Origin of the sequence: Synechococcus sp. Cruz-7E5 (assembly GCF_024345995.1) — a bacterium.
Taxonomy (GTDB): domain Bacteria; phylum Cyanobacteriota; class Cyanobacteriia; order PCC-6307; family Cyanobiaceae; genus Regnicoccus_A.
The window spans coordinates 1-23,907 of record NZ_JAGQCE010000010.1 but is presented as its reverse complement, the minus strand read 5'-3'; the positions used below and the strand labels follow the sequence as shown (position 1 = coordinate 23,907).

Here is a 23,907-nt window from a genome sequence, read left to right as displayed (position 1 = left end):
AGAAACAAGGAGTTAAATTCGAGGAATGTGCCGTAATGGCTAGTGCCAACGGATGGGAGAAGCGCGACGCCCTGCCGAGCGTGGCGATCGTGATGTCCGCGAATCTTGCCGATGGTGGGCGAGGACGATGTCCAGATTCAGCCCTGGCTTTCACAGGATGTCCGCTTGGCGAAGGCCCCGGCGGCGATTCAACATCATGATTTCCGTCATCCATCGATGACCCCTGACTGGACGCATCAGTGCCATTCTCAGCTTGGATCTCTACGCTGAGTGACGCAAGGATCCGCTGCCGTGACGCTCGCCACCATTCCCTTCCCGGTCATGCCTACGGCAGCCAGAGCCATCTCGCGTGGGCTGTGCGGATTGATGGAGGTCAACGGCGGACCGACCGCTGAGCAGCAACGTGTCTTCACGGCCCTGGCCACCCATCTCCTCGGGCAGGAGACGAGCACGCTGGCCACGATGGAACCCCTCACCCCCGACCGGCTGGCTGGGGAGCTTGTGGATTCCGACTGGCGGCGATTGTTCCTTCAGATGGCCATCATCCTGGATCTTTGCCGGCATCCCAAGAGCGAAGCTCAGCTGAAGCGTCTGGAAACCTATGCGGAGGCCCTGCGGATAGATCCACCGCAACTCGAGATCGTGCGCGACTTCGCCCATCTCTCTGCAGCGGAGGCAACCGCCAAGTTCGTTCGCATGTACGACAACTACATGCCAGAACTCTCCGAGCATCAGGATCATCAGACTGGCAGCGGCAAGCAGTACTTCGACGATTCCTTCTTCGAAGCCATCGAACGATTGGCCGAGATGCCCTACGGCAGCCTGGGGTGGGCCTTCACCCAGCTCTATGAACGCAACGGCATGACCGTGCCCAGTCGCAGCACGCCGAATCCTGGCTACTACGTCTGCCATGACATGAATCATGTGATCACCGGCTATGAACCCACAGGCCCAGGGGAAATCGCCCTGGGCGCGTTCAAGCTGGCGCTGAACAACAGCGATGCCAACTGGATGGCCTCTCTCACGAATTTCCTGATCCATGAGGTGGGTCTGTTCAAGCACGGTACCGACCTGCAGTTCATCCCCTACGGTGGCGGCGGAGAGCCGTATCACGGCGTCGACGGCCGCCGCGGCGCTCTCGATCTTCCCGGCTCGGCGGAGCTCTTCGCGGAGTCTCTTGTGCGGGGAGCGGCCTGCAAGGGAGACTTCAGCCAGTTGGATCACCTGGCCATCGCCGCGGAACCGCTGCTTGAGATCCGCCGCCGGTTTCATGTTCTGCCGATGCGGCACCCCATGATCGATCAGCCCGATCTCTGGCCCAGCGCCTACTGAGGTGGGCCCGCAGGACGCTCCTGGCGATCGATGAATGTGGCCAGATCCCAGGCCTCCTGATCCGTGAGTGCTCCACTGAAGCGATGGGGCATGTTCGTCGGTTGAAGGAGTGGGGCCCAGGAGTGCCGGGTAGAAGGCGCACTTCTGCCTGAAGATGTCCTGACCTTGTGCTGCATCCCCGCTGAGGGAAGAAAGTGGCGGGATGGAGGTGCCAGGAGACTGGATCCATCGAGCGGTTGCCTGCTCATCGAGTCATTGCATGGAGGCGTTGAATGCGTGCTCTTTAGGCCCCTTCCCCGAGTGGTGGACGATAGCTCTTATGCTCCTCGGCGTAGGTAAAATATGTGCAAAGATGCCTTGTTGATGATGTCTGAGTTAGGGCGCTTTTTAGGCAAACCTCAGTATGGAAAGTTCGACGCGATGTCCCGGCTGTGATCACCACCTGCCAATGAGGCTTCTGACCGCGCCCGCCAGAGGACGCACGAGGCGAACGCTTCGAGCGGAGCAGTCAGTTCCCAGCCAAGATGGGTGGCTGTGGTGTTTGATGCCGCCGCCCTCATGATCCTGGCCTCCGCCGACCGCGCAGCGTTTCAGCTCAATCCCTGTCTGCCGGGCCATCACGACCCCTACCCCATCTATGCGGCCATGAGCGCCGAATGCCCGCTGCAATGGTGTGAGGGGGCGCAGATGTGGATCATCCTTGGCCACCCTGAGGCCGTGGCCCACATGCACGATCCGCGCTATAGCCGTCAGCGCCATCTCGACAAGCTGATCGAGCGCTTCGGCAGCGGCCATATCTTCCACGACCAGAAGCTCGACATCCCCTACATGGACGGCGAGCCCCATGCGCTGGTTCGTCACCATGTGATCGACGCCTTTTGCGCCATCGACATCCCGAGCCTCGAGATGTTCACGCGGAACTTCATTGCCGAGAGGCTGGAATCGATCTCCACGGGCGAACCCTTCGATCTTGTGCCCCTGCTGGCTGATCCGCTGCCGGTGGCCGTCACCAGCGAGCTCATCGGTGTTCCCCCCGATCTGCAACAGGAGGTGCTCAGGCATGTCCCCTCCTTCGTGCGCTCCCGCGGTCTCACGCAGACCGAGCAGACGACCGCCAGCGGCGATGAAGCCATCGACGTTTACCGGGAGTTCTTCCTCCCCCTGATCCACCAGCGCCGCGCCAACCCCCAGGACGATCTGCTCAGCCGCTTGATGGTCGATCCCCGCGATGGCACGCACATCAGCGATGAGCAATTGCTGCTGTTCATCTCCAGCAACTTCTACAGCGCCAGTGTGTTCACCCTGCGCCTGCTCGTGGGCACGCTGGCCTGCGCGATGGCGCGCCACCCCGAGGCTTTCGAGCGGCTGCGGGCCGACGGCTCCCTGGTGGGGCCGGCGCTGGAGGAAGTGCTGCGCTGGGATCCGCCGGCCCAGGCCCTCAATGCCAGTGCCGCCACCGAGCCGATCGAACTGGCCGGACACACCATCGCTGCCGGCGATTCGGTCACGGCCCTGGTGGGAGCGGCCAACCGTGATCCCCGCGTGTTCGACGATCCGCATATGTTCCGGATCGAGCGGGATCCCAATCCCCACCTCAGCTTCGCTCCGGGGCTCCATCAGTGCCTCGGACGCCAGCTCGCCCGCCTGCAGGGACGGGCAGTGCTCGACGCCTTCCGCCAACGTTTTCAGGCCATCCACTGTCACGAACAAGCCTCGCATCGGTTCATGGGTGACCGATTCCGCGGCTTCGATCGTCTGATCCTGGAGGTGCAATGACCATGTGGATCTGAGCCGGTCAGATGGGAGCGCAGTCGTTGGGACGCTGAAGCCATGGGCGAAAGGCGCCAGAACTGCGCGGCATCCACCGTCAGGGCCGGTACGGTGAGCCGAATCCCTGGTCAGACGGATGGCGAGCGGCTCCGACCCACCCGAGCCGGCCAGGCTCCAGCAGGCCCCGGCAGCGCCACTGCCGGCCCAGCTGATCCAGCGCTACCTGCGCCTGTTTGCCTTCTACGACCGCGATGGCGATGGCCGTCACACCCTGAGCGGCGACTTCGAGCCGGTGGCGGCTCGCATAGACGCTCGCTGGCAGGGCCGTTCAACCCCTTTCCCGAATCTGCTGCAACTTCTGCGCGACACCTATCAGCACGAAAATGAGCGCCGGGACCGCGACCATGACGGCCAGGTGGATCGGGAAGAGTTCGTGGTCTCCCATACCCGCGTGTTCGCCGCCTTCAGGGCCGATCCGAATGGCGCAAGGCGGTTCATCGCCCGCTCCGCCGGCGGTTTCTTCGATGTGCTGGACCTCGATGGTGACGGCGTACTCGACCTCGACGACCTGGCGGCCTTCGCCGCCGCCTACGGCCATCCCACCGGCGGCATCGCCGCCAATCTCGATCGGATGCTCACCGTCCTGGGCCTGCCGCCCGGTCTGCTCCCGCGGGACGCCTTCCTCACGCTGGTGGAGCAGTACTGGTTCGATCCCTCCCAGGAGGCGCCTGGCCGCCATCTCTTCGATGGGGTGAGCCTGGCTGAGGGATGTCTTCAGCGATCGGCAGTTGAGTAGGGAGATGAGCGACATCTTTGGGCAGGGCCTTGGCTCCAGTCCACAGCAGTTCGGTGCGGTCTCCCTCAGCCTGAACCTGCCCCATCGACTCGGTGGGCCAGCCGCTCGAGGCCGCTGAAACATGGGCCGGCGTTGCACCGATCTGATCGGCTGGCCGGGCTGCTGATCGGCGTGGCCGAGTGGCACTACCAGTGGCTCTCGGAAGCGGGGTTCTGGCTGCAGGCGCTCTGGCCCCTGGGCGGCGGTGCGCCGCGATCGCCCCTGCTGGCGGCCCTGCCCCTGGTGGGCACGGCCCTGTTCATGGCGCTGGCCTGGGGACCGTTGGCGGCTGGACGCGGCCGCGGCATCACGGGCATCCTGGTGCTGCAGGACAACCAGGAACAGCCCCTGCAGGAACGGGCTCTGGCGAGTCTGTCCGTGGGTACCGAATTCCCTTCCGCCGCCCTCGGTGCTTCGATCCTGCTGGCGCCGCTGCGGAAGCTGCCACCGGCCCTGGTGGCGGCCATCGGCGAGGGCGCTGGGCTCGGAGCGGCTTTTTGCTCCCCTGCTCGGGGCGGCCCTGCAGGGAGAGGACGGCGCCATCCCCTGGTGGGCCGCCCTGCCCCGGCTGGGGGGGCCTGCCGCCCGAGCAGCGTGCCGCCCTGGCGGGGGTGCGGCCTGTTCGTGTTCAGTCTGCAGAACGAGCCCAGCCTGCTGGCGCTGCTGCTCACCGGATCGGCCGGCGGCGCCGCCCTGGGCCGCTGGCTCGGGGGGATCACTTGGAACGAAAGCCAGTTGGACACGTTCCGGCGGGGCTGAACCCATGACAGCCGCCACCACCGTGCGGCTGCGCCACGGGCAGCGGCACGGTGCAGGACGGGCCGTTCCCCGACACCAAGGAGCAGCTTGGGGGTTTCTTCCTGATCGACGTGGCTGGAGGCGGAGCTGGCCCGCTCGCCGCTCCTACGAGAGGCTGGTGGCCTGGCTCACGGCCCGCCGCCGGCGCCGACGGGCAGGCCATCGCGCTGGCCACGGCAACGGGAGCCGGAGAACCGCTCCGCCTCTCCCCAGACACACCCGTCCAGTAACAATCAATACCGGGAAAGGCGGAGACTTGTGGATATTGCAAAAGCAAGGGGGCATGGAGCAGGGACACCCCAACTAGGGTGCGGACCGGCTCCATATCCCAGGGCCAGATTCCCGGGCAGGGATCAGACCATCTTCGCCAGCATTCATGAAGTGCCCCGGCTGCAAGGCCCACAATCCCCCCGGCAATCGGTTCTGCGGTCAGTGCGGCACAATCCTGACGATTGCCACCTGTCCGGGCTGCGGTGATCCGGTCAAGCTGGATCAGCATCTCTGCATCAGCTGCGGTTGGTTGATGCGTGGCGAACGCCGCCAGGTGACGGTGGCCTTCTGCGACCTGGTGGGCTCCACCGAACTGGCCGCCACGCTTGACCCAGAAGACCTCAGAGACTTGATCAAAAGTTACTACAGTCTCTGTGTTGAAGTCGTCGAAAGTCTGGGTGGACATATCGCCAACTTTCTCGGTGATGGCGTTCTGATCTACTTCGGCTATCCCACCGCCCATGAAGACGCTGCCGAGCGTGCAGTGAATGCGGGGCTGGATATCGTGACAGCTGCCTGTTCGCTGGCTACGGGAATGGGTGAACCCGTCCATGTGCGGGTGGGGATTGCCACAGGTCTGGTGGTGGTTGACGGCAAGGGCCAGATTGAAGATGGAATTTATGGCGAAACAACCAATCTGGCCGCACGCCTTCAGAGCGCCGCAGAACCGGACACGGTGGTGATCGCCGATTCGACGCGACGTCTGATCGGCCACCAGTTCAACCTCCTGGATCTGGGTGAAGCCCGCTTGAAGGGATTCTCCGCACCGATACGCCACTGGAGACCACTGCAGCCGAGATCGAGCCCGACCCGGTTCCGGGCCCTCGCCACGGACTCCGCAGTTGCTCCGCTGTGTGGCCGGGAGAAGGAGTCCGCCACATTGGCGGTCTGCTGGCAGGAAGCGTGTTGCGGCCGACCGCAGGCCGTCCACCTGATCGGTGAGGCCGGGATCGGCAAATCCCGTTTGGTGCAGGACTTCCTCGATCGGCTCCGCTCAGAGCAGGGACGGCACGACCGCTGCGTCCTTCAGTGTTCCCCCCTGCAGGCACAGAGCGCGCTGTTCCCCGTCAAGGAATGGTTGCGCCGCCAAGCCCTTGACACCCTGATTGATCAGGCACTCCCTGCAGACGACATGGCGCTGCCATTGCTGTCGCTCCTGCTGAACCTGGAGACGAGCATCCCCGCAGCGCTCCTGGCGACGACACCGGAAAGCCGGCGCCAACAGACGCAGCAACGGCTGAAGGCCCTGCTCCAGAGCCGGCAGGGCATCCCCCGATTGATCGTGATCGAGGATCTGCACTGGACGGATCCATCCACGCTCGACCTGCTCGACGCTTTGGCGGCGACGCTGGAGGGTCAACCGGTCATGGTGCTTACGACCATGCGTCCGGAGCAGCGACCACCGGAGTGGAGCGGCCCGCAATCCCGGCGGCTGTCGCTGGATCGGCTCGACCATGACGCCGCCCTGGCCGTGGCTGGTCACGCCAGCGGGGAGGTGGCTCTGCCGCCCGAGCTGCTGGAGCGCATCGTCCAGCAGACCGATGGCATTCCCCTGTTCGTGGAGGAGATGGCACGCTCCGTCATGGAATCCTGGTCGCCGGCGGCGACGGAACGGATGGCCCGCAGCGGATTCGGTCCAGAGCTGCCGATCCCCGGATCGCTCAACGACTCGCTGCTCTCCCGGCTGGACCGGATGGTGCAGGGTAAGGCGGTGGCTCAGATGGCCTCGATGCTGGGACGAGACATGAGCCACGAGATCCTGGCGGCCATCTGGCCCGGAAATCCCGATGTGCTCAGTACAGGGATCACCCAGTTGGTGAAAGGCCAGATTCTCCTGAGCCAGGAAAGCGAGAACGAAAGAACCTATTCGTTCAGGCATGCATTGCTCCGGGATGCCGCCTATGAATCCATCCTCAGGAGTGTCCGGATTGAGCAGCATCGCGCGATTGCGGAAGTGCTGGAACGCGAGTTCCCCGCCACGGCCTCGCAGCAGCCAGAGATTCTGGCGCAGCACTTCACCGCCGCCCAGTGCGGCGAGAAAGCCTGCGCCTACCGCATTGCTGCTGCCCAGGCAGCGCTGCAACAGAACGCCCACCTGGAAACGATCGCCCACGTGAAGAGCGGTCTGGAGCTTCTGCCCTTGATCGCCGAGGAGAATCGACGGATTGGCCAAGAGCTTGAGCTTCGGGTCAGCGCCATCCCTGGCCTGATCGCCGCCAAGGGGTATGCCGATTCTGAGGTTCAGAACTTCTGTGAACGCTCCTTGGAACTGTGCAACCAGCTTCCTGATTCACCGAATCTGGTTGTGGCGCTGTTTGGGCTGTGGACGTTTCACGTGGTCAGCGGGAACCATCAGGAATCCCTGGATCTGGCACGACGCTTCCTGAACCTTGCCGAGACCTCGGGGAATGACGATCTTCTGCTCGAAGCAGACCTGATCAATGGGATCGCCCTCTTCTTCGTGGGAGAGACCAGCACAGCGTCCCGTCACCTTGAAGCCGTTGTCGGACGCTATGACAAGGAACGTCATTCCTCCCACCGCTATCAGTTCGGGCAGGATCCCGCTGCTGTGGCACTGGCCTACCTGAGCTGGATCCACTGGATCTTCGGGCGTCCGTCAAGAGCACTGCTTCACGCTGAACAGGCGCTCGAACTGAGTGATTCACTCGATCACCCCTTTACCCACTCCTTCGTTCTTTCCCTCACAGGCTGGCACGCCTTGTTCAGCGGTGATTTCGAACGTGCCGCCCAGCTCATCGCTGCCGATCTTGAACTGTGCACGGAGCAGGAGATCCTGGTGTTTCTGGCGCACGGCAAGGTTCTCGAGGCCCTGCTCCAGCAGCTACGCGATGACGCTGACTTTCCAACCCACCCGCTGGAGGCTGCCATCGAATTCTTCCGAGCAACCGGAGCCCGATGCTTTCTCACCCATTGGGAAGCCGCTCTTGGATTAGCGCGCGCCGGGCAGGGTGATTGGGATGGTGCTCACCAGAGCCTGGATCAAGCCATGGCTCGCCTGAAATCCAGCTGCGAGCGCTGGGCAGAGCCGGAACTCCATCGACTGCGCGGAGAGGTGCTGAAGAAGCAGGGATCAGAGCCGGCCGTCTATGAGTCGGAATACCGCAGGGCCATCGCCTCCGCTGCCGAACGGGGATCCCCAGGGTGGGGACTGCAAGCGTCCCTGAATCTGGCGCATTCACTGAATCAGAGGCAGCATGGGCGGGAGGCGCTCGACACACTGGAGGCCGCCCTGATTCCATTCCCGCCTGAGGAAAGCGGCGATCAGGCGCTCCGCGAAGCCAGGGCGCTGCTGGCCGATCTGCAGCGAAGGTTCGACAACCGAAAGAACCCTGCCGGCCAGGCAGAACCCACTGGCTGCGGCAGGCCCGTAGACCAACGGGGTTCCAGCCTCCAACCCACCCACAGGACCGCATGAATCATGGGCGACACCACCACAGAATTCAGCTCGTTCTACTCACAGACACTGCGCAAACTGGAAGTGCTCTATGACGAAGCGGAGTTTCTGTATGCCAACGATGCTCCCTGGCCCCAGGCCTCTTTCGATTATCCCTACGGGCAGGCACCGGAGGTGACGAATGTTCCCGCGGCTGAAATGGCTGACTGGGATAAGAACGTGGCCCAATACTATAAAGACAATGCGCTTGGATCCCTGCATACCGGACTGACCCCGTTTGGCATCCAAGCCGCCGAATTCGCCGCCGGCTGCCTCGAGAGAAACGGCTTGCGGGGCTATGACGAGATCAACGACGATCAGTTCGCTGAGCTGCTCTGCGAAGGGCTCTACAGCAAATTCCTGGAACCGCTCAATGCGCAGGATGACGCTCAGTTCGCGAGTGATCTCACCGACACGGCCAACTACGAATACTTCAAGTCAGATTACAGTTGCATGGCCGTGGTGCGCAACACCTGGCCCGGCGAGTATGCGGCCCCTTCGATCGCCCTTGTTCGCAGGCCCCGTGATCCGGGCCAGCGCTACGCCTGGGAAGCCATCGCGATCGCCCTGAGCCACAAAGCCGATGTCGCCAGCGACTACCTGCCGATCCGGGAAGCCCCGATCTTCAGGCCGGCCGATGCGAACTGGTGGTTGGCTCGGTATTTCGTGCTGCAGGGTGCGATTCACCGCATCAACTTGATCGATCATGTGAAAGTGCACTTCCCGAGCGATGCCATCAATGCGATCAGCAAGACGGTGTTGCCGAAGTGGCATCTCATCCACAAGCTGCTGATGCCTCACTTCCGGCTGACGCTCCCGGTCAACAACGCGGTTCTCGAAGGCCAGCGCTCCCTGATCAACCGGGACACCTGGTATCCGTGGAGCCCGTTCGTGGCCAAGGGGGCGGAAGTGCGCCGCCTGCTGCCCTTCGCCTGGGCCGGTGCAGCATTCTATGGGATGGATGAAGCTACGGACTCCTTCCCGCCCTACCGCTTCAGCCTCGACCCGGAAACGATTCCGGATCCCCGCGATCCGGATCATGCCACAGTGCCGAGTTTCATTGGTCTTGGCCTTTCACGATACAGCGAATTCCAGCATGACTACTACAAGCCGGTGCTCGATTTCGTTCGCCAGGTGGTGGACCAGCTCCCTCACCCACCGGCCAACCCGGCCAACCATGACGATCTGGAATGGCTGGAGTTGCAGCACTGGGCAGAGGAGTGCAGAAAGTTCACGCCTGGTTTCCCAGATTGGCAGGCCATCTGCAACCGAGACACGCTCTCACGGGTGCTGGCCTATCTGATCTGGAATGCCGCCATAGTGCATACCAGTGATCATGCAACTCTGCACAAGATGATGAGCGACAGCCCCGTTCCCTTCGTGTTGCGTACAGCTCCGCCGGAACAACCTGATGTGCCCGTCACCACAGAGGTTGTGCCGAAGAGTGTGCGGACTCTGCTCAACCACCTGAGCGAATCTCTGGAAGATGAAGGTGGAGTCGTGGCGCGCTTCGGTGCGTGGCTTGAGCAGAAGACAGGGGATGTGACGCATTCTGAAAAACTGATTCCCCTTGGCACTCCCGGTGATCTCACCTACGCCAAGATGGCCGACCTTCTCTTCTACCTTCCCCATAACACCACCCTTTTCTACGATTGCGACTACGCGTTCTCCAGCGATGATTCCAACCTCGTCATCGAGGGACAGCATCGTCCGCTGCTCGGCAGGTCAAAGCAGGTGGCGCTGGACCAGGCGATCAGGGACTTCCAATCCAACCTGGAGATCGCCGATCAGCGCCACCAGGACGCCATCGCCCAGTTCGGCTTCCCGAAACTACGTCCGGATCCCAGTCTCTCGAAGGACAGTGCGGAGTACAAACGGCAGGCCCAGCAGGAGTGCATCGGCGCCGGAATCCAATACTGAATTCCGGCGCGATTCAGGCGCAGCTCACCGCTGTTCTGAGCCGGGATCCAGCAGCGTCACCGGATCGCCCAGCGCCACGGGCCCGGGGGTGAGCACCGAGAGCCGGATGCCCGCCACCACCTTGTTGTGGCGGGCGGTGGCGCGCAGGATCTTGATCTCCTGCGGCACGCCGCCCTGGGCCAGGGTGGTGACGACGCAGCGGGGGCAGCCGTCGTCGACCCGAAGCACCAGGCTGTCGCCGATCCGGAGGGTGTGGCCGATCCAGGCCTCCTCCACGAAGCCCTCGGCGCCATCGGCAGGGCGGATCAGCAGGTTGGGGCGGAAGCGCTCCACCGCGAAATCCAGCTGGGACTCCAGCTGCCGCAACCGCTCCAGGGTGGCGGTGGTCATGGCGTGGATCGGGCAGGAATCGAAGAACGTGCCACCGGGAAGCACCAGTTCATTCACCACGTCCTGGAAGTCCCGCTCCTTCACATCCGGCCAGTACTGATAGAGGCTGGTGCGCTCGGGGGCCTGATCGAGCAGGGTCACGGGGCGGCCGAGCAGGGCGGTCGCGGCGGGCTGCGGCGGGTCCACGAACGTCGCGCGGAAGCCCAGCAGGGCCTTCCACACCAGCGGGTTCTTGGATCACGCCACCCGGCCGGTGGCGTGATCCAAGAGGGCGTAGGCACGGTCGCCGAAGACACCGCGCTCGGTGACGGCCATCCCCTCGAGTCTCTCCCCCAGCATCGACTTGACCGGGTAACGCCACAGCGCCTCCACCTCACCCACGATCCGCTCGGTCATCCCGTCCCCCGGCCCGCGGCCGTCGTGCTGCACGCCCCATCCAAGGCGGTAGTCGCGTTCCGCACCGTTCAGCCCACACCATCCGGCCGGCCGCTCAGGCGCCCAGACCCAGCAGCTTCAGACCGGCCACCACGAGCACCAGGGCCAGCAGCCAGCGGATCGCGGCCACCGGTAGGTGGCGGCTGCCGAGCCGGGCTCCCACGCCGCCGGCCACCACAACGACCGCCAGCAGGGGCCACAGCGGGCCCGGCAGCACTGGACCCACCCGCCCCAGCGGGCTGAGCAGCAACCCGGCGAGACCGGCCAGGGAGTTGCTCAGGATGAACAGCGCCGACACCGCCCCCGCCTGCCGTGTAGTGCACCAGCTGCGCAGGAGTAGCAGCGGCGTGAGGAAGATGCCACCGCCGGTGCCGGTGAGGCCGGCCAGTAGACCCAGCCCGCCGCCGCTGAGCAGCAGCACGGCCGGCCGCGGCTCCCGCAGGCAGGTGGGATCGCTGGGCTGGCTGAGGAAGCGGAGGGCGGAAGCCAGCAGCACCAGGCCCACCAGCCGCTGGAACCAGACGACGGGCAGATCGATGGCACCGCCCAGGAAGGCCATCGGCACCGACAGCAGCCCCACCGGCCAGAAGGTGCGCCAGCGCAGGTGGCCGGCGCGGGCGAACTGCCAGCTGGCCAGGCTCGCCACCGCCACGTTCAGCACCAGGGCGGTGGGCTTGATCACCACCGGATCCAGTCCGGCCAGGGCTAGCACTGCGATGTAGCCCGAGGCTCCAGCATGGCCGACGCTGGCGTAGAGCAACGCCACCAGGGCCAGGGCGGCGAGCAGGAGCGGATCGGCCAGGATCGGCACCGATCAACCGTGCGGGGGAGGCGCCGACACGACGGCACCATCGGGCGACTCGCCCAGCCGCGGCAGCAGCTGCACCAGATTGCAGGGGCGGGTGCCCGCGTCGAGCTGGGCGCGGATCAGGCGGTCCCAGGCGGTTGTGACGGCATCAAGGGAGCCCGGCAGCACGAAGATCACGGTGCCGTTGGCCACGCCGGCCAGGGCTCGGCTCTGCAGGGTGCTGGTGCCGATCGACTCGAATGAGAGCACGCGGAAGAGCTCACCGAAGCCCTCGATCGTCTTGTCGAGCAGGGGGGCGACGGCTTCAGGGCTGCCGTCGCGGCCGGTGAGGCCGGTGCCACCGGTGCTGATCACCACCTGCACGGCGGCGTCGGCGATCCAGCCGCTGATCACGGCGCGGATGGCGTAGCGGTCGTCGGGCACCAGGCGCCGCTCGATCAGCCGGTGACCGGCTGTCTCCAGCCGCTCCTGCAGGGCGTCCCCGGAGGGATCGCCGCTGGACGGGTCGGCGCTGCGCCGGTCGGAGACCGTGAGCAGGGCGATGGCGAGGCTCAAGACCTGAGAACGCGGCGGGATGCTCATTGTGATCGGCCTTCCCACCAGCAGCGGCGGGGAGGTGCCCTGCGGCCCTACAGCTGAATCGCCGGCAGCCGGCTCGACTGCCAGCGCCCTTCGGCCTTTTCGGTCACCAGCGGAGTGAGGTTGATCCGCAGCGGGGTGCCGTCCGCCACGTCGACGCGCAGGGCGGAGTAGGCGCGGCGCAGGGTGGAGCCGCGGCCGCTGCGGCCCACGAACAGGCGGGAGCGGGCCACGACGCGATCAGCGCCGGGTGGCCCCTCACGCAGCTCCGCACCCTCCGGCCGCTGCCGCCGCAGGCTGTAACCGCTGCCGCCGCAGATCACCCATGGGATGCCGGCATCGCCATGGCCGGTGTCCGCCACCTCCACCACCTCGAGGCAGTGGGCATGGCCGCTGAAGGCCAGATCGAGCAGGGGCCGGCCGGCCGGGCGATCGCCCAGGTCGGCGGCTACGCGATCGAGCACGCGGCGCAGCTGGGCGCGCACGGCCAGGGTCTGCCCCTGATCCCACTTGGTGGCTTCGGTGACGAAGGGTGGATGGTGCAGCACCAGCAGGCGACCGCGCACCGCCGGGTTTCGCCAGGAGTCGATCAGGGCCGTGGCGAACCAGTTGAGCTGGGCGTCGTCGAGCTCCGGTGCCTGGCCAGTGCGGGCCCGGAGCCCGCTGGCCAGCTGCTTGTCGATGTCGCGGATCTGCTCGTCGAGCTGCTCCGCCTTGGCTGCCCGATCCTCCCGGGCCTCCACCTCGTTGTCGCCGGGGTCGCGGACGAGATCGCTCAGCAGGGCCAGGCGCTCGGCTGCGAGGGAGCGGCGGCGGTGGTTCAGGGCATCGTCACGGCGGGTCGCTTCTGCCAGGTCGGCAGGATCGGGCGGCAGGGGTTGGTTGAAGGTGTTGGAGTCGAGCGCGAACACATCGATGCCGGCCCAGCGCATGGCGTAGTAGCGGTTGGGCAGACGAGTGAAGGCACCCGGGCGGTAGAGCAGGCAGCGGGCCCCGTCGACCACGGCGCTGCGGGTGCGTAGGAGATGGGCACTGAGGCGAGCCTCCGGCACGGCATCGAGCATGTCGAGGAAGGCGCGCGACCAGGCCTGACCCACGAAGGAGCCATGCCAGCCCACGTCGAGGTCGATCCAGGAACGCAGCAGCCGGCGCAGCGGCGCCGTGAGGCCGGCGAGCAGGCTGAGCGGCAGGGGGAGGTCGTAGTAGTCGTGGTTGCCGAGCACCGGCAGGAAGGGCACCTTGAAAACGAGCTGGTCGTAGCGGAGACGGCGCCAGGTATCGCCCCCCACGAGCCACTCGCGGTAGGGGCGGATGAAGTTGTCGCGGTACTGCTCGCTGGAGCCCGTCAGGTAGACGACGTCGCCGGTGTGGAGCAGGAAGCGGGCATCGGCCCCATGGCTGAGCAGCAGCTCAGCCACCTGGCGTTGGGGGCTGCTGCGGCGGTGGCGCCCGGTGCCGCTGTCACCGAGTACGAGAAAGGAGAAGGCCTCGGGAGTGCCCGGATCCCCCTCGATCGCCAGGCGGCAGGGATCGATGCCCTTGCTTGCGAATTCGGGATGGCCCCAGCGCACCCGCGCCGCCATGCGGCGGATCTTGGTGGCGATGCCCGCCTCGGAGGCGAGATTCACGGAAGCGGCAGCGGGGCGAACACCGTGAGGGCACCTGGCAGGCAGGTGAAGGTGACGGGATCGGCCTCCAGCATTTCTCCATCGATCACCAGCTTCTGGGGTGGATCGGTGGTGATCGTGATCTGTCGAGCGCGCAGGCAGAGCAGGTCGGGATGGGTGGTGGGCGACTGCACCACGGCGGAGGCGAGCAGGGAGGCCAGGGCGTTGAAGCCCTGGAGGCGAGTGGTGGGGGAGGCAATGGTGACCTCCAGCAGACCGTCGTCGGGGATCACCTGGCCGAAGCCCTGGGCGAGCACGGAGGTGGCGGGCGCCACATTTGCCACGGTGATGGCGGCGGCCTGCACCACGGTGAGGGCCCCGTCGATCTCGATGCGGGCCTGGAAGGGCTGCTGGGTCACGAGCTGCTGGGCGCCGGCGAGCACGTAGGCGATGGGACCCAGCATGGTCTTGAGCTCTCGGGTGGCGCGATCCACCATTCCGGCCTCAAAGCCGAGGCCGGCCAGCAGGATCATCGGCACGTCGTTGCAGCGCGCGGCGTCCACCACATGGGTATGGCCAGCCAGGATGGTGTAGCAGGCACCGAGCAGGTCGGTGGGTATGTCGAGCGCCGCCGCGAAGGCGTTGGCGGTGCCGCGGGGGATCACACCGAGAACAATCCCTGTGCCAGCAACTGCTCCCGCCACGGCCGAAACGGTGCCGTCGCCGCCGCAGGCCACGATCATCACGTCGCCGGGATCGCCGGCTGGCCGAGCCTGCAGGATGTCGACGAGTTCGCGCGTCTGCTCGGCCGGATCGAGATCAGGGCGGGTGAGCAGCACGGTGACCAGCAGCTGCGGCTCGAGAATCGAGCGGATCAGTGCCAGCTCAGCATTGGGATCCCCCTGGCCGGCCACCGGATTGAAGAGGAGATAGGCCATGCGTCCATGGGCCAGACCGCGCAGGGCCAGGTCGGCGCTGGCCGCGTTGAGCGCCAGGGGCACTGCGGCCAGGTCGCAGGCGCGGAGCAACAGCGCCGTATCGGGGGCGGAGCCCGGCGGGTCGCAGGGGTCAGCGAAAGCGATCACCGCCACCACCTCGCCGGCTAGCACACGCGCGGCGGCCATGATGTCGCCCCCATCAGCCAGGGCGGGGAGCTCGTCGAGCGGATGATCGCCAGCTGGGACAACCTCACGCAGGCGGCGGGCGAGTTCGGCGGTGGCGAGCAGGGGAAAGCCGGCCAGGGATCGGCCATGCCGATCCAGCCAGTGGAGCAGCTCCTCCACGCGCGACGCGCTCGCCAGCAACACCAGGGAGTGGGCCATCGCAACCCACGCTACGGCGGCGCGCAAGTTAGACGAGCGCTGGCGTGGATGGTCCACCAGGCCGGGGAAGTCGCCTGAGCCCTTCCATCCGAGTGGATGCCAGCGGCATCGACTGCGGCACCTGCTGGCAGTTCGATCCGACCCACTTCGCTCCCAGGTGCAACGTGCTGCTGGGCGTCGCGCAGGAGCTCAATGCATTTCTGACGCATCTGGCCACGCTGGGTCAGGTGAGTGCCTACACGCAGAACCAGGCGCTGGCGGCATCGTTGTTTCTATGCAGGAAGGTGCTGGGCGGCGCTCGATCGCCTCGATGGTGTGGAGAAGCTTTGGCGTAGTTGCTGTACGGCAGTGGCTTGCAGTTGATGGATGCGTTGCGGCTCCGGATTGAGGATGTGGACTGTCAATCCAGGCAGCTGAGGCCACCGCAGCTTCAGAGTGGGCTTGGCAATGGGTAGTTCCGCAGGTTCGCCGCTGCTGAGATCGGAAGGATCGAACCGATGGCAGGCACCACATCGATCCATCCCTTGCCACGCACCTGCTGGAGCGTGGCAAGGATATCCATATGATCCAGGAATTGCTGGGCCATCAGGATGTGAGCAACGCCATGATCTTCACCCATGTGTTAAACCGTGGACCCCTGCGCGTGAACGGCCCCGTAGACTTTGTGTAGCAGATCGAACATGTGGTTCTCTGATCAGAGAACCACATGCGGGTTCTCCTTATGGATCAGGAGGACCTAGGCTGCTTCAGGTTTTTAAAGGATTCGCATCCATTTGATGGCCTGGGTTCACAGAAGCAACGGCGTGAGCGGGGCTGGTTCTCAGAACCGACCAATGACAAGTTATACGGATCCCATACAACTATCTATGATTTCGTCTGATAAATTTCTTGCCATGATGACTCGGGGTATTTCCCATGGGCGTACGCGACATGACTGCTTATCCACTGCATCTGGGTCTTGGCGCAACTGCCGAGGTTGAACCATTTTTCACAGGCGCAATGGATTGGTACGAGGACTACATTTCTCGGCATGCAGGGGATGGCGCTGAGGGGCGTCTCGTAAGCATGCACAAATTCAACGTGTCGTGGGCCATGTGGGAAATGCACCCGCATGGAAGCGAAGTCGTTCTATGCACGTCCGGATCAATGATTCTCCACCAAGAGGATCCTGATGGTGCCCGTTCGGCCGTAACTTTGGGCCCTGGCCAGTACGCAGTCAATGCACCTGGCATCTGGCACACGGCTGACGTGGAGCACGAGGCAACAGCAGTGTTCATTACCGCAGGCTTGGGCACTCAGCACCGGCCGCGATAAGAAGGGTGACTCACACATGCGGGACTTATCCCATGGTCGATTCAGGCGAGAAATCAAGTGCCGTATAACATCAAGATACACCTGGCACGCCTCCTATGGAGCTTTGATTTCTACCTGAGATTCTTGCGTTCAGGTGATCTTGCCGTTAGAAGTACAAGGGAGGAGGCTGAGCTAACGGCAGCTACACTCATGAGGAATCCCGTTATTAATGGCCAAGAAAGCCCAAGCTGAGTTCATTCGGTAGTTCGGCCCCTTGCTTGATGCCCTTCGGGATCTTGGCGATTCAGGTCGGCCAAGAGAAGTGTCTGCACGCATCTCAAAGAACCTCAACCTGCCTGATGAATTGCTTGATCAGACACTCAAGTCAGGTGGAAGTAAGTTTCATAATCAGGTTGCTTGGGCAAGGCAGTATTTAGTGTGGGAAGGGCTCCTGGATTCATCCAAGCATGGAACCTGGACACTGACAGAGAAGGGGCGTAATGCACATCTTGGTGACAAGGAAGCACGAGACATATTCCTGAAGTGGGTTTCCATTCACGCCGAGAATCGAAAGCAGAAACGAGGTGCGCAAGAAACTGAAGAGGAAGTGCTCCCGACTGGTGCCATCTCAGATGATCCAGAAGAAGATCAGAAGCTCGATCTTTTGAGTACCCTGAGGTCCATCAGTCCTACAGGGTTTGAGAAAGTCTGCAGAGAGCTTCTCAGAGAGTCAGGCTTTGAGAACGTTGAAGTCACAGGTGGCTCTGCTGATGGAGGGATCGATGGCTATGGAACACTTGAGATCAACCCATTCGTGAGCTTTAGAGTCCTCTTTCAATGCAAGCGCTACGCCAAAGGCAACCTTGTATCTCGCTCTCAAGTCGGTGATTTCAGAAATACCATGCTTGGTCGCGCTGAAAAAGGAATCATCCTCACTACATCAGGGTTTAGCAATGCGGCCATCCAGGAAGCGAGCAGGGAGGGTGCACCTCAAGTCGAACTTGTCGACGGTGACAAATTGGTTGAGATGTTCCAGAGGGTTGAGCTGGGTGTAGTCAAGCGAACTGTTTATGATGTAGATCCTGCTTACTTTGAAAAGTTTAAGGTATGACTTCTAGCATCGCCATTCACCTGAGCCGCCGTCGTATGAGCCCTGTGCATCCCATTTTCACCTTGCGACTAGATGATGTCAAGCACTAAAGGTCTATGGCAAAAGACAGATCTTAGCTAAGATCTATGGATTATTCAGGGATAATCTCCTGCACATTCCGCCATAATCTTAGCCGGCTCACATCCGGCCATGCAGTCGTGGTCAGTGCCCAGGTGGCGTAAATTCTGATCGAATCCCTCGGGCTTGGATTGCCTGCGGGCAGGCCCTGAGCATGGTTGCTGAAATTGTATTGACCAAAGCTCGATGAGCGTTGCGATGCCATCGGCTGTGACGACATGACAGGCAGACCCACTTCAGACTGGCCAGCTGCTTACGCAGAACAAGGCCTCTCATCCTTCGAGCATGGCTTCATGCTCCTTCACGGTCTCTTGTCTCAACCCTGCATACGATCAGGTGATCCGCCGGAGAGCCATGGCCATCACCGTTCTGCGCAGAGGCTCTCAGGGCCCCGAAGTTGTCGATCTGCAATACCTTCTGCACTTTCGTAGCCCAGTGTCCGTCGCTGTACTGGGTGGCTTTGATGGCGATTTCGGCCCGAAGACCGAGCAGGCCGTCCGCGACTTTCAGGCCAATCGAGGGATCACCGTGGATGGTGTCGTGGGTGCTCACACCTGGGGGACACTGGCGCCCAAGCCTTCCGGCCCTCCCACCTGGCCCCGGCTGCCTGGCGAATTTCTGCGCCAGGGTGATCAGGGGCGCGATGTGCTTCGGCTCCAGCAGGGCCTGAATCGCCAGGGTTTCGACGCCGGTCCGGAGGAGGGCATCTTCGGCCCACGCACGAAGGCGGCTGTGATTCGTAGCCAGAGCTCCGGCGTGCCGGTCTCCAATCAGGAGGGGGTGCTCGGCCCCCTCACCTGGGGAGCGAGCATCGCCGATTGAACCGTCTCCACCCGTCGAGCCAGCTGTCGGATCTGGGCTGTCCCCAGCCTGACTGCGACTGAGGCTCCTCTCTGGTGGACGACCATCAGGCTTTGTTGTCCTGCAAGATAGTCCTGCAGTTGCAATAATCACTTGACCAAATGCCTGGCGATGTGTATTATCAAGTTATTGGCGAGCTAATGAAAATGAGATGCGCCCCTTCGTTTATGCATATTTTGCTTTAGAGGATTCACTTCTGAGTGCTTTTCTGTGTCAGCGTTTAGATCGCCTGACGTGCACGGCTATTCACTTTCTGTCATGCCAGGCTAGTTGCTGTGAGTTATTGAATCACTTTTCTGCTAGACGATTATGGTTGATGCGGCCAACCCCAGTCGGCTCTACGTCCTGCTCATTAGTGTGCATGGATTGATTCGAGGCAAGAATCTCGAGCTCGGCCGTGATGCCGACACGGGCGGTCAAACGAAATACGTGGTGGAACTGGCCAAGGCCCTTGCTATCCAGGAAGGTGTCGAGCGGGTGGATCTGGTAACACGCCTGATTGTAGATGATCGTGTCAGCCCCGACTATGCTGTTCCGATTGAAAAGCTGGCTGAGAACCTTCAGATTGTCAGGGTCAAGGCAGGCCCGAACGACTATCTGCCCAAGGAGCAGCTCTGGCCCCACATGGACAGCTTTGCTGACCACCTCTCCACATGGTTGGCGGAGCAGCCCAGGATGCCGGATGTGGTTCACACCCATTATGCCGATGCAGGCTACGTGGGCGTGCGGCTCTCTAATCTCACAGGTTTGCCACTGATTCATACGGGCCACTCCCTCGGTCGCGACAAATATCGGCGCTTGCTCGCCGTTGGTATGGGCATCGATCAGATCGAGCAGCGCTATCACATGCAGGCTCGGATCAGCGCTGAGGAAGAAACGCTCAGTTGCGCTGATTTGGTGATCACCAGTACGCGCAACGAAATTGAAAGCCAATACGAGCTCTACGACTACTACACACCTGAGAAGATGGCAGTGATACCGCCGGGTACTGACCTCCAGCAGTTTCATCCGCCTAGCCAGGATCAGTCTTCAGCTGTCACCTCGTTTCAGTGCATCCTCAGCCAGTTCCTGCGCAATCCGAATAAGCCGATGATTTTGGCACTCTCGCGGCCAGATGAACGCAAGAACATTGTCTCGTTACTGGAGGCCTATGGCCAGAGCCGTCGTTTGCAGGAGTTGGCGAATCTGGTGATTGTGGCTGGGAATCGTGACGACATCCGTGAGCTTAATGATGGCGCCCAGTTGGTATTGACAGAACTGCTCTTCGTGATCGATTACTTCGAGCTGTATGGGCATGTGGCTCTGCCTAAGCACCACAGTGCTGAGGAGGTACCCGAGATCTATCGTCTCGCAGCGGCCTCCAGGGGGGTGTTCGTCAATCCAGCCCTGACTGAACCATTCGGTCTCACCCTGCTCGAGGCCGCCGCCAGCGGACTGCCGCTGGTGGCCACTGAGAATGGTGGACCGGTTGACATCATCGGCAATTGCCGCAATGGCTTGCTGGTGGACCCACTGAACCGGGAGGCCATCGCTGAAGCCATCCTCTCCATCCTGGATAAGCCCAGGCGCTGGGATGAATTTTCCGGCAATGGGCTGAGAAACATCGCCCGCTTTTATTCATGGGAAGCACACGCCAAGGCTTATCTGGCCATGCTCCAGCCGGTGGTGTCGAAGCCGAAGCCGCTGGCCCAGCCACCAGCGACCCATCAGTTCAGCAGTTACAGGAATCGGGCTCTGTTCACGGCCATCGACAACACCTTGATGGGTGATGCTGAGGCTCTTGACCAGTTCGCCAAGGTAGTTCGCGCCCATCGCCGTCAATTTCTGTTCGGGATCGCTACAGGCCGGCGGCTTGATGCCGTTCTGACCATCCTCAAGCGCAACAATATCCCCGCCCCCGATGTGCTGATCACCAGTCTGGGAACGGAGATCTATTACACCTCTGAGTTGTTTGCGGATATTGCCTGGAGCCATCACATTGATCACTCCTGGACCCCCCAGGTTCTACGCCGGGTGCTGGAGTCGCTTCCGGGGCTGTCCCCCCAGCCCAAGACTGAACAGAGTCGCTTCAAGGTGTCGTACTACTACGACTCCGAGTTGGCGCCCTCTCTCGACGACATTCATGCTCTGTTGCGTAAGCAGGAGCTTTCAGTCAATGCCACTCTCTCCTTCGGGCAATACCTTGATGTTGTTCCTGCCCGGGCCTCCAAGGGTCAGGCGTTGCGCTATGTCGCCAATCAGTACAACATCCCGCTGGAGCGAACCCTGGTCACCGGTGGATCTGGTGGAGACGCAGACATGCTCCGTGGTAATACCCTGGGGGTGGTGGTTGCTAATCGGCACCAGGAAGAACTCTCCAATCTAAGTGAGAATGAGCAGGTATATTTCGCCAATGGAGCCCATGCCTGGGGCATCCTTGAAGCGATCAGGCATTACGGCTTCTTCTGATCACCATTATTTGAATCAGGACTGATCGGGTCCTGATTCACAGAGCTTGAATGGACCAAATCATCCCCTCAGCCATGACGCGACTGTTGCTTTGCACAGATCTGGATCGCACCCTTCTCCCTAATGGAGAGGCCCCGGAGTCGCCGGTAGCCCGCGATCGCTTTGCGGCGGTCGTGGCCCGGCCTGAGTTGACCCTGGCCTATGTCTCAGGTCGAGATCTGACGCTGGTGGAGCAGGCGATCGAGCAGTACGGGATTCCCAGGCCCGATTGGGTGATCAGTGATGTCGGCAGCCGGATGTATCACTGGCAGCTCCCAGGGGGATGGCTGGAGTCGACGGCCTGGCAAATGGAGATTGCCTCTGACTGGCCAGGGCTGACCAGTCGGGACATCTTGGAGGCCTTCACCTCAATTGAGGGCCCCATCCTGCAGGGACAGGATCGCCAGAGCAAGTACAAGCTCAGTTACTTTCTGCCCCTGGGTGTTGATCTGGTCAGCCTGCGTCAGGTGATGGAGGCTCGCCTCAAGGAGCTGCATGCTCTCTCCAGCTGGATCTACAGTTTTGATGAACAGGCTCAGATGGGCTTGCTTGATATCCTGCCTGAACGGGCTACCAAGTTGCACGCTGTGGAGTTCCTGATGCAGCAGCTGGGATTGGGGAGCAACAGCACGGTTTTCGCTGGAGACAGCGGTAATGATCTCCCGATTCTGGTGAGTTCCGTTCCCTCTGTTCTTGTGGCCAATGCCCATCCTGATGTGCTCAAACAGGCCCACGAAGCCTCCAGGCAGCGGGGCACAAGCTGCCAGCTATATTTGGCCCAGGGAGACTTTCTGGCGATGAATGGTAATTACAGCGCCGGAATTCTTGAAGGTCTTGTGCACTTTCATCCCGACACCATGGCCTGGATCACGTAGTGCCAATCGTTGGGCTCGGGCTGAGTTTTCGCAGGGCTGCTGCCTGGTCGACATTGTTGATTGACCTCTGATCGTTCAGCTCAGCAAGCCAGCAGCCGAACTCCTGAAGTGTGAGCTCTTCGTGCTTCTCCTGACACGTCACTTCCGACAGGCTCCCGGCAATCACTTCCCAATCTTCTTCCACCCTTTACTCACGACCTGATCCTGATGTACGAGCAGATCTCCCATTCCCTGCTGAACTCGATTCTGGATGAACTGAAGCCAGAAATCAAGCGCCAGAATCTCCGCTATTTCTATACACGACTGGGTGCTAACTTCTACGCAATCCATTCGCTTTTCTCGGCGCTGTATGGAGAGCGATCTGATTTTCAGGCACAGATGGTGCGGTTGGTGGAAGCTATGGCTGAGGGCTACATCAATCGATCGGAGCAGTCTGAGCGGATTGACATGAGCCGCGAGCAGGACCACAACTGGTTCCTCTCTCAGAAGTGGGTAGGCATGGCGCTGTACACCAACGGATTTGCCAACGATCTGGCGGATCTGGCTACCAAGATCGCCTACTTCAATGAGCTTGGCATAAATATGGTTCATATCATGCCTATTCTGAAGTGCCCGGCTGGCAAAAGTGATGGTGGCTATGCCATCAGCAGCTTTCGGGAAATCGATAGCCGTGTTGGCGATCTCAATGATCTCCAGCGCATCTCTGAGCAGTTCAGGAAGAATGGCATTCTCCTGGTTCTAGATATTGTTCTCAACCACACATCTGACGAGCATGAGTGGGCATTAAAGGCCAAGGATGGTGATCTGCGTTTTCAGAACTACTACCTCACCTTTGAAGACCGTATAGTTCCGGATGTGTTCGAGCAGGGTATGCCCTGGGTGTTCCCGGAGACTGACCCAGGCAACTTCACCTGGAACGAGCAGATGAAGCGCTGGGTCATGACCGTGTTTCACGATTACCAGTGGGACCTGAACTATCGCAATCCGGAGGTCTTTATTGAGATTCTCTCGATTGTACTGTTCTGGGCCAACCAGGGTGTGGACGTGCTTCGGCTCGATGCAGTTGCCTTTCTCTGGAAAAAGATGGGATCAAGCTGTCAGAACGAGCGGAAAGCTCACTTGATTCTGCAGCTGCTCAAGGACTGTTGCCAGGTCACGGCACCAGGAGTCCTGTTCATCGCCGAAGCCATTGTTGCTCCAGGGGAGATGGCGAAATATTTTGGCGAAGATGCGATTGTGGCAAAGGAATGTGAGATTGCCTACAATGCAACCTTGATGGCGTTGCTCTGGGATGGGATCGCTACCCGCAATACCAAGTTGTTGCGGGAAGGCATCAAGAGCCTGCCCAGCAAACTGGATCGCGCGACCTGGTTGACCTATGTGCGCTGCCATGACGACATCGGTTTTGGTTTTGATGACAAAGATATCTCCGCAGCTGGCTATGAGCCTCACTCCCATCGAAAGTTTCTGATTGACTATTTCAGCGGAAACTATGATGACACTGCCAGGGGTATTGAGGGAACCTCGAAATATTGCGATTATCGAAGCAGCCTTGAGAACACACAGTCTCGTCCTCTGCACGTGCAGATTTGCCAGATAACTGACATCCATAACTTCAAGGCGGGGCGATTATCCAGCTAACT

21 protein-coding genes are annotated in these 23,907 nt (G+C 61.8%); 14 read left to right on the top strand and 7 right to left on the bottom strand.

Annotated features, from left to right (window positions below; translation table 11 throughout):
* Nucleotides 1-291 precede the first annotated feature (291 nt).
* The 7 genes from KBY77_RS11405 to KBY77_RS11375 all read left to right on the top strand — a co-directional run bounded on the left by KBY77_RS11405 (nt 292) and on the right by KBY77_RS11375 (nt 10,379).
* A complete protein-coding gene (locus tag KBY77_RS11405) occupies nt 292-1,332 on the top strand; it encodes a hypothetical protein (RefSeq protein ID WP_255104476.1) in 1,041 nt (346 codons plus the stop codon).
* A 528-nt stretch (nt 1,333-1,860) separates the two neighbouring features.
* Nucleotides 1,861-3,108 (top strand): cytochrome P450, encoded by a 1,248-nt coding sequence (locus tag KBY77_RS16640; protein WP_255104474.1) that lies wholly within the window; start codon nt 1,861-1,863, stop codon nt 3,106-3,108.
* A 130-nt stretch (nt 3,109-3,238) separates the two neighbouring features.
* On the top strand, nt 3,239-3,898 hold the full coding sequence (locus tag KBY77_RS11395; protein WP_255104472.1) for an EF-hand domain-containing protein: 660 nt from the start codon (nt 3,239-3,241) through the stop codon (nt 3,896-3,898).
* Nucleotides 3,899-4,030: 132 nt separating this feature from the next.
* Nucleotides 4,031-4,696 (top strand): hypothetical protein, encoded by a 666-nt coding sequence (locus tag KBY77_RS11390; RefSeq protein ID WP_255104470.1) that lies wholly within the window; start codon nt 4,031-4,033, stop codon nt 4,694-4,696.
* A gap of 50 nt (nt 4,697-4,746) precedes the next feature.
* Nucleotides 4,747-4,965, top strand: a complete 219-nt coding sequence (locus KBY77_RS11385) for a hypothetical protein (RefSeq protein WP_255104468.1) — start codon at nt 4,747-4,749, stop codon at nt 4,963-4,965.
* Between the two features lie 146 nt (nt 4,966-5,111).
* A complete protein-coding gene (locus KBY77_RS11380; RefSeq protein WP_255104466.1) occupies nt 5,112-8,441 on the top strand; it encodes an adenylate/guanylate cyclase domain-containing protein in 3,330 nt (1,109 codons plus the stop codon).
* Between the two features lie 3 nt (nt 8,442-8,444).
* The gene (locus tag KBY77_RS11375; protein ID WP_255104464.1) at nt 8,445-10,379 is read left to right on the top strand and encodes a hypothetical protein; all 1,935 of its coding nucleotides are present in this window, start codon (nt 8,445-8,447) and stop codon (nt 10,377-10,379) included.
* Between the two features lie 24 nt (nt 10,380-10,403).
* Here KBY77_RS11375 and KBY77_RS11370 read toward each other — a convergent pair whose 3' ends face one another.
* The 6 genes from KBY77_RS11370 to KBY77_RS11345 all read right to left on the bottom strand — a co-directional run bounded on the left by KBY77_RS11370 (nt 10,404) and on the right by KBY77_RS11345 (nt 15,520).
* Nucleotides 10,404-10,991 (bottom strand): MOSC domain-containing protein, encoded by a 588-nt coding sequence (locus tag KBY77_RS11370; protein WP_255104462.1) that lies wholly within the window; start codon nt 10,989-10,991, stop codon nt 10,404-10,406.
* A gap of 15 nt (nt 10,992-11,006) precedes the next feature.
* On the bottom strand, nt 11,007-11,165 hold the full coding sequence (locus KBY77_RS11365; protein ID WP_255104452.1) for an MOSC N-terminal beta barrel domain-containing protein: 159 nt from the start codon (nt 11,163-11,165) through the stop codon (nt 11,007-11,009).
* Between the two features lie 94 nt (nt 11,166-11,259).
* On the bottom strand, nt 11,260-12,015 hold the full coding sequence (locus KBY77_RS11360) for a sulfite exporter TauE/SafE family protein (protein ID WP_255104450.1): 756 nt from the start codon (nt 12,013-12,015) through the stop codon (nt 11,260-11,262).
* Between the two features lie 3 nt (nt 12,016-12,018).
* A complete protein-coding gene (moaB, locus tag KBY77_RS11355) occupies nt 12,019-12,567 on the bottom strand; it encodes a molybdenum cofactor biosynthesis protein B (protein WP_255104447.1) in 549 nt (182 codons plus the stop codon).
* Nucleotides 12,568-12,641: 74 nt separating this feature from the next.
* On the bottom strand, nt 12,642-14,219 hold the full coding sequence (locus tag KBY77_RS11350; RefSeq protein WP_255104438.1) for a metallophosphoesterase: 1,578 nt from the start codon (nt 14,217-14,219) through the stop codon (nt 12,642-12,644).
* Nucleotides 14,216-15,520: a diacylglycerol kinase family protein gene (locus tag KBY77_RS11345; protein WP_255104436.1), complete on the bottom strand. Its 1,305-nt coding sequence runs from the start codon at nt 15,518-15,520 to the stop codon at nt 14,216-14,218. The genes KBY77_RS11350 and KBY77_RS11345 overlap by 4 nt, the downstream gene beginning before the upstream one ends.
* A 92-nt stretch (nt 15,521-15,612) precedes the next feature.
* On the opposite strand from KBY77_RS11345, the gene KBY77_RS11340 reads away from it, so the two are divergent.
* Nucleotides 15,613-15,855 (top strand): phage integrase N-terminal SAM-like domain-containing protein, encoded by a 243-nt coding sequence (locus KBY77_RS11340; protein WP_255104434.1) that lies wholly within the window; start codon nt 15,613-15,615, stop codon nt 15,853-15,855.
* 95 nt (nt 15,856-15,950) lie between these two features.
* Here the strand turns inward: KBY77_RS11340 and KBY77_RS16805 are convergent, their stop codons facing one another.
* Entirely contained in the window at nt 15,951-16,082 is a 132-nt protein-coding gene (locus tag KBY77_RS16805; protein WP_399212736.1) for a hypothetical protein, read from the bottom strand.
* On the opposite strand from KBY77_RS16805, the gene KBY77_RS16800 reads away from it, so the two are divergent.
* From KBY77_RS16800 to KBY77_RS11310, 6 genes are all read left to right on the top strand, one after another.
* Nucleotides 16,083-16,190 (top strand): hypothetical protein, encoded by a 108-nt coding sequence (locus KBY77_RS16800; RefSeq protein ID WP_399212734.1) that lies wholly within the window; start codon nt 16,083-16,085, stop codon nt 16,188-16,190.
* Between the two features lie 897 nt (nt 16,191-17,087).
* Nucleotides 17,088-17,924, top strand: coding sequence for a restriction endonuclease (locus KBY77_RS11330; RefSeq protein WP_255104432.1), 837 nt, complete (start codon nt 17,088-17,090; stop codon nt 17,922-17,924).
* Between the two features lie 471 nt (nt 17,925-18,395).
* On the top strand, nt 18,396-18,863 hold the full coding sequence (locus KBY77_RS11325) for a peptidoglycan-binding protein (RefSeq protein ID WP_255104429.1): 468 nt from the start codon (nt 18,396-18,398) through the stop codon (nt 18,861-18,863).
* A 348-nt stretch (nt 18,864-19,211) separates the two neighbouring features.
* Complete coding sequence (locus tag KBY77_RS11320) at nt 19,212-21,350, top strand: HAD-IIB family hydrolase (protein WP_255104427.1); 2,139 nt, start codon at nt 19,212-19,214, stop codon at nt 21,348-21,350.
* 74 nt (nt 21,351-21,424) lie between these two features.
* On the top strand, nt 21,425-22,264 hold the full coding sequence (locus tag KBY77_RS11315; protein ID WP_255104425.1) for an HAD family hydrolase: 840 nt from the start codon (nt 21,425-21,427) through the stop codon (nt 22,262-22,264).
* Nucleotides 22,265-22,471: 207 nt separating this feature from the next.
* On the top strand, nt 22,472-23,905 hold the full coding sequence (locus KBY77_RS11310) for an alpha-amylase family glycosyl hydrolase (protein WP_255104423.1): 1,434 nt from the start codon (nt 22,472-22,474) through the stop codon (nt 23,903-23,905).
* The last annotated feature ends 2 nt before the right edge of the window (nt 23,906-23,907 follow it).

What these genes read in the sequence shown, in the direction of transcription:
- KBY77_RS11395 (WP_255104472.1), top strand. Translation starts at nt 3,239, where the DNA reads ATGGCGAGCGGCTCCGACCCACCCGAGCCGGCCAGGCTCCAGCAGGCC.
- KBY77_RS11380 (WP_255104466.1), top strand. Translation starts at nt 5,112, where the DNA reads ATGAAGTGCCCCGGCTGCAAGGCCCACAATCCCCCCGGCAATCGGTTC.
- KBY77_RS11375 (WP_255104464.1), top strand. Translation starts at nt 8,445, where the DNA reads ATGGGCGACACCACCACAGAATTCAGCTCGTTCTACTCACAGACACTG.
- KBY77_RS11365 (WP_255104452.1), bottom strand. Translation starts at nt 11,165, where the DNA reads ATGACCGAGCGGATCGTGGGTGAGGTGGAGGCGCTGTGGCGTTACCCG.
- KBY77_RS11345 (WP_255104436.1), bottom strand. Translation starts at nt 15,520, where the DNA reads ATGGCCCACTCCCTGGTGTTGCTGGCGAGCGCGTCGCGCGTGGAGGAG.
- KBY77_RS16805 (WP_399212736.1), bottom strand. Translation starts at nt 16,082, where the DNA reads ATGGATATCCTTGCCACGCTCCAGCAGGTGCGTGGCAAGGGATGGATC.
- KBY77_RS16800 (WP_399212734.1), top strand. Translation starts at nt 16,083, where the DNA reads ATGATCCAGGAATTGCTGGGCCATCAGGATGTGAGCAACGCCATGATC.
- KBY77_RS11325 (WP_255104429.1), top strand. Translation starts at nt 18,396, where the DNA reads ATGGCCATCACCGTTCTGCGCAGAGGCTCTCAGGGCCCCGAAGTTGTC.
- KBY77_RS11320 (WP_255104427.1), top strand. Translation starts at nt 19,212, where the DNA reads ATGGTTGATGCGGCCAACCCCAGTCGGCTCTACGTCCTGCTCATTAGT.
- KBY77_RS11315 (WP_255104425.1), top strand. Translation starts at nt 21,425, where the DNA reads ATGACGCGACTGTTGCTTTGCACAGATCTGGATCGCACCCTTCTCCCT.
- KBY77_RS11310 (WP_255104423.1), top strand. Translation starts at nt 22,472, where the DNA reads ATGTACGAGCAGATCTCCCATTCCCTGCTGAACTCGATTCTGGATGAA.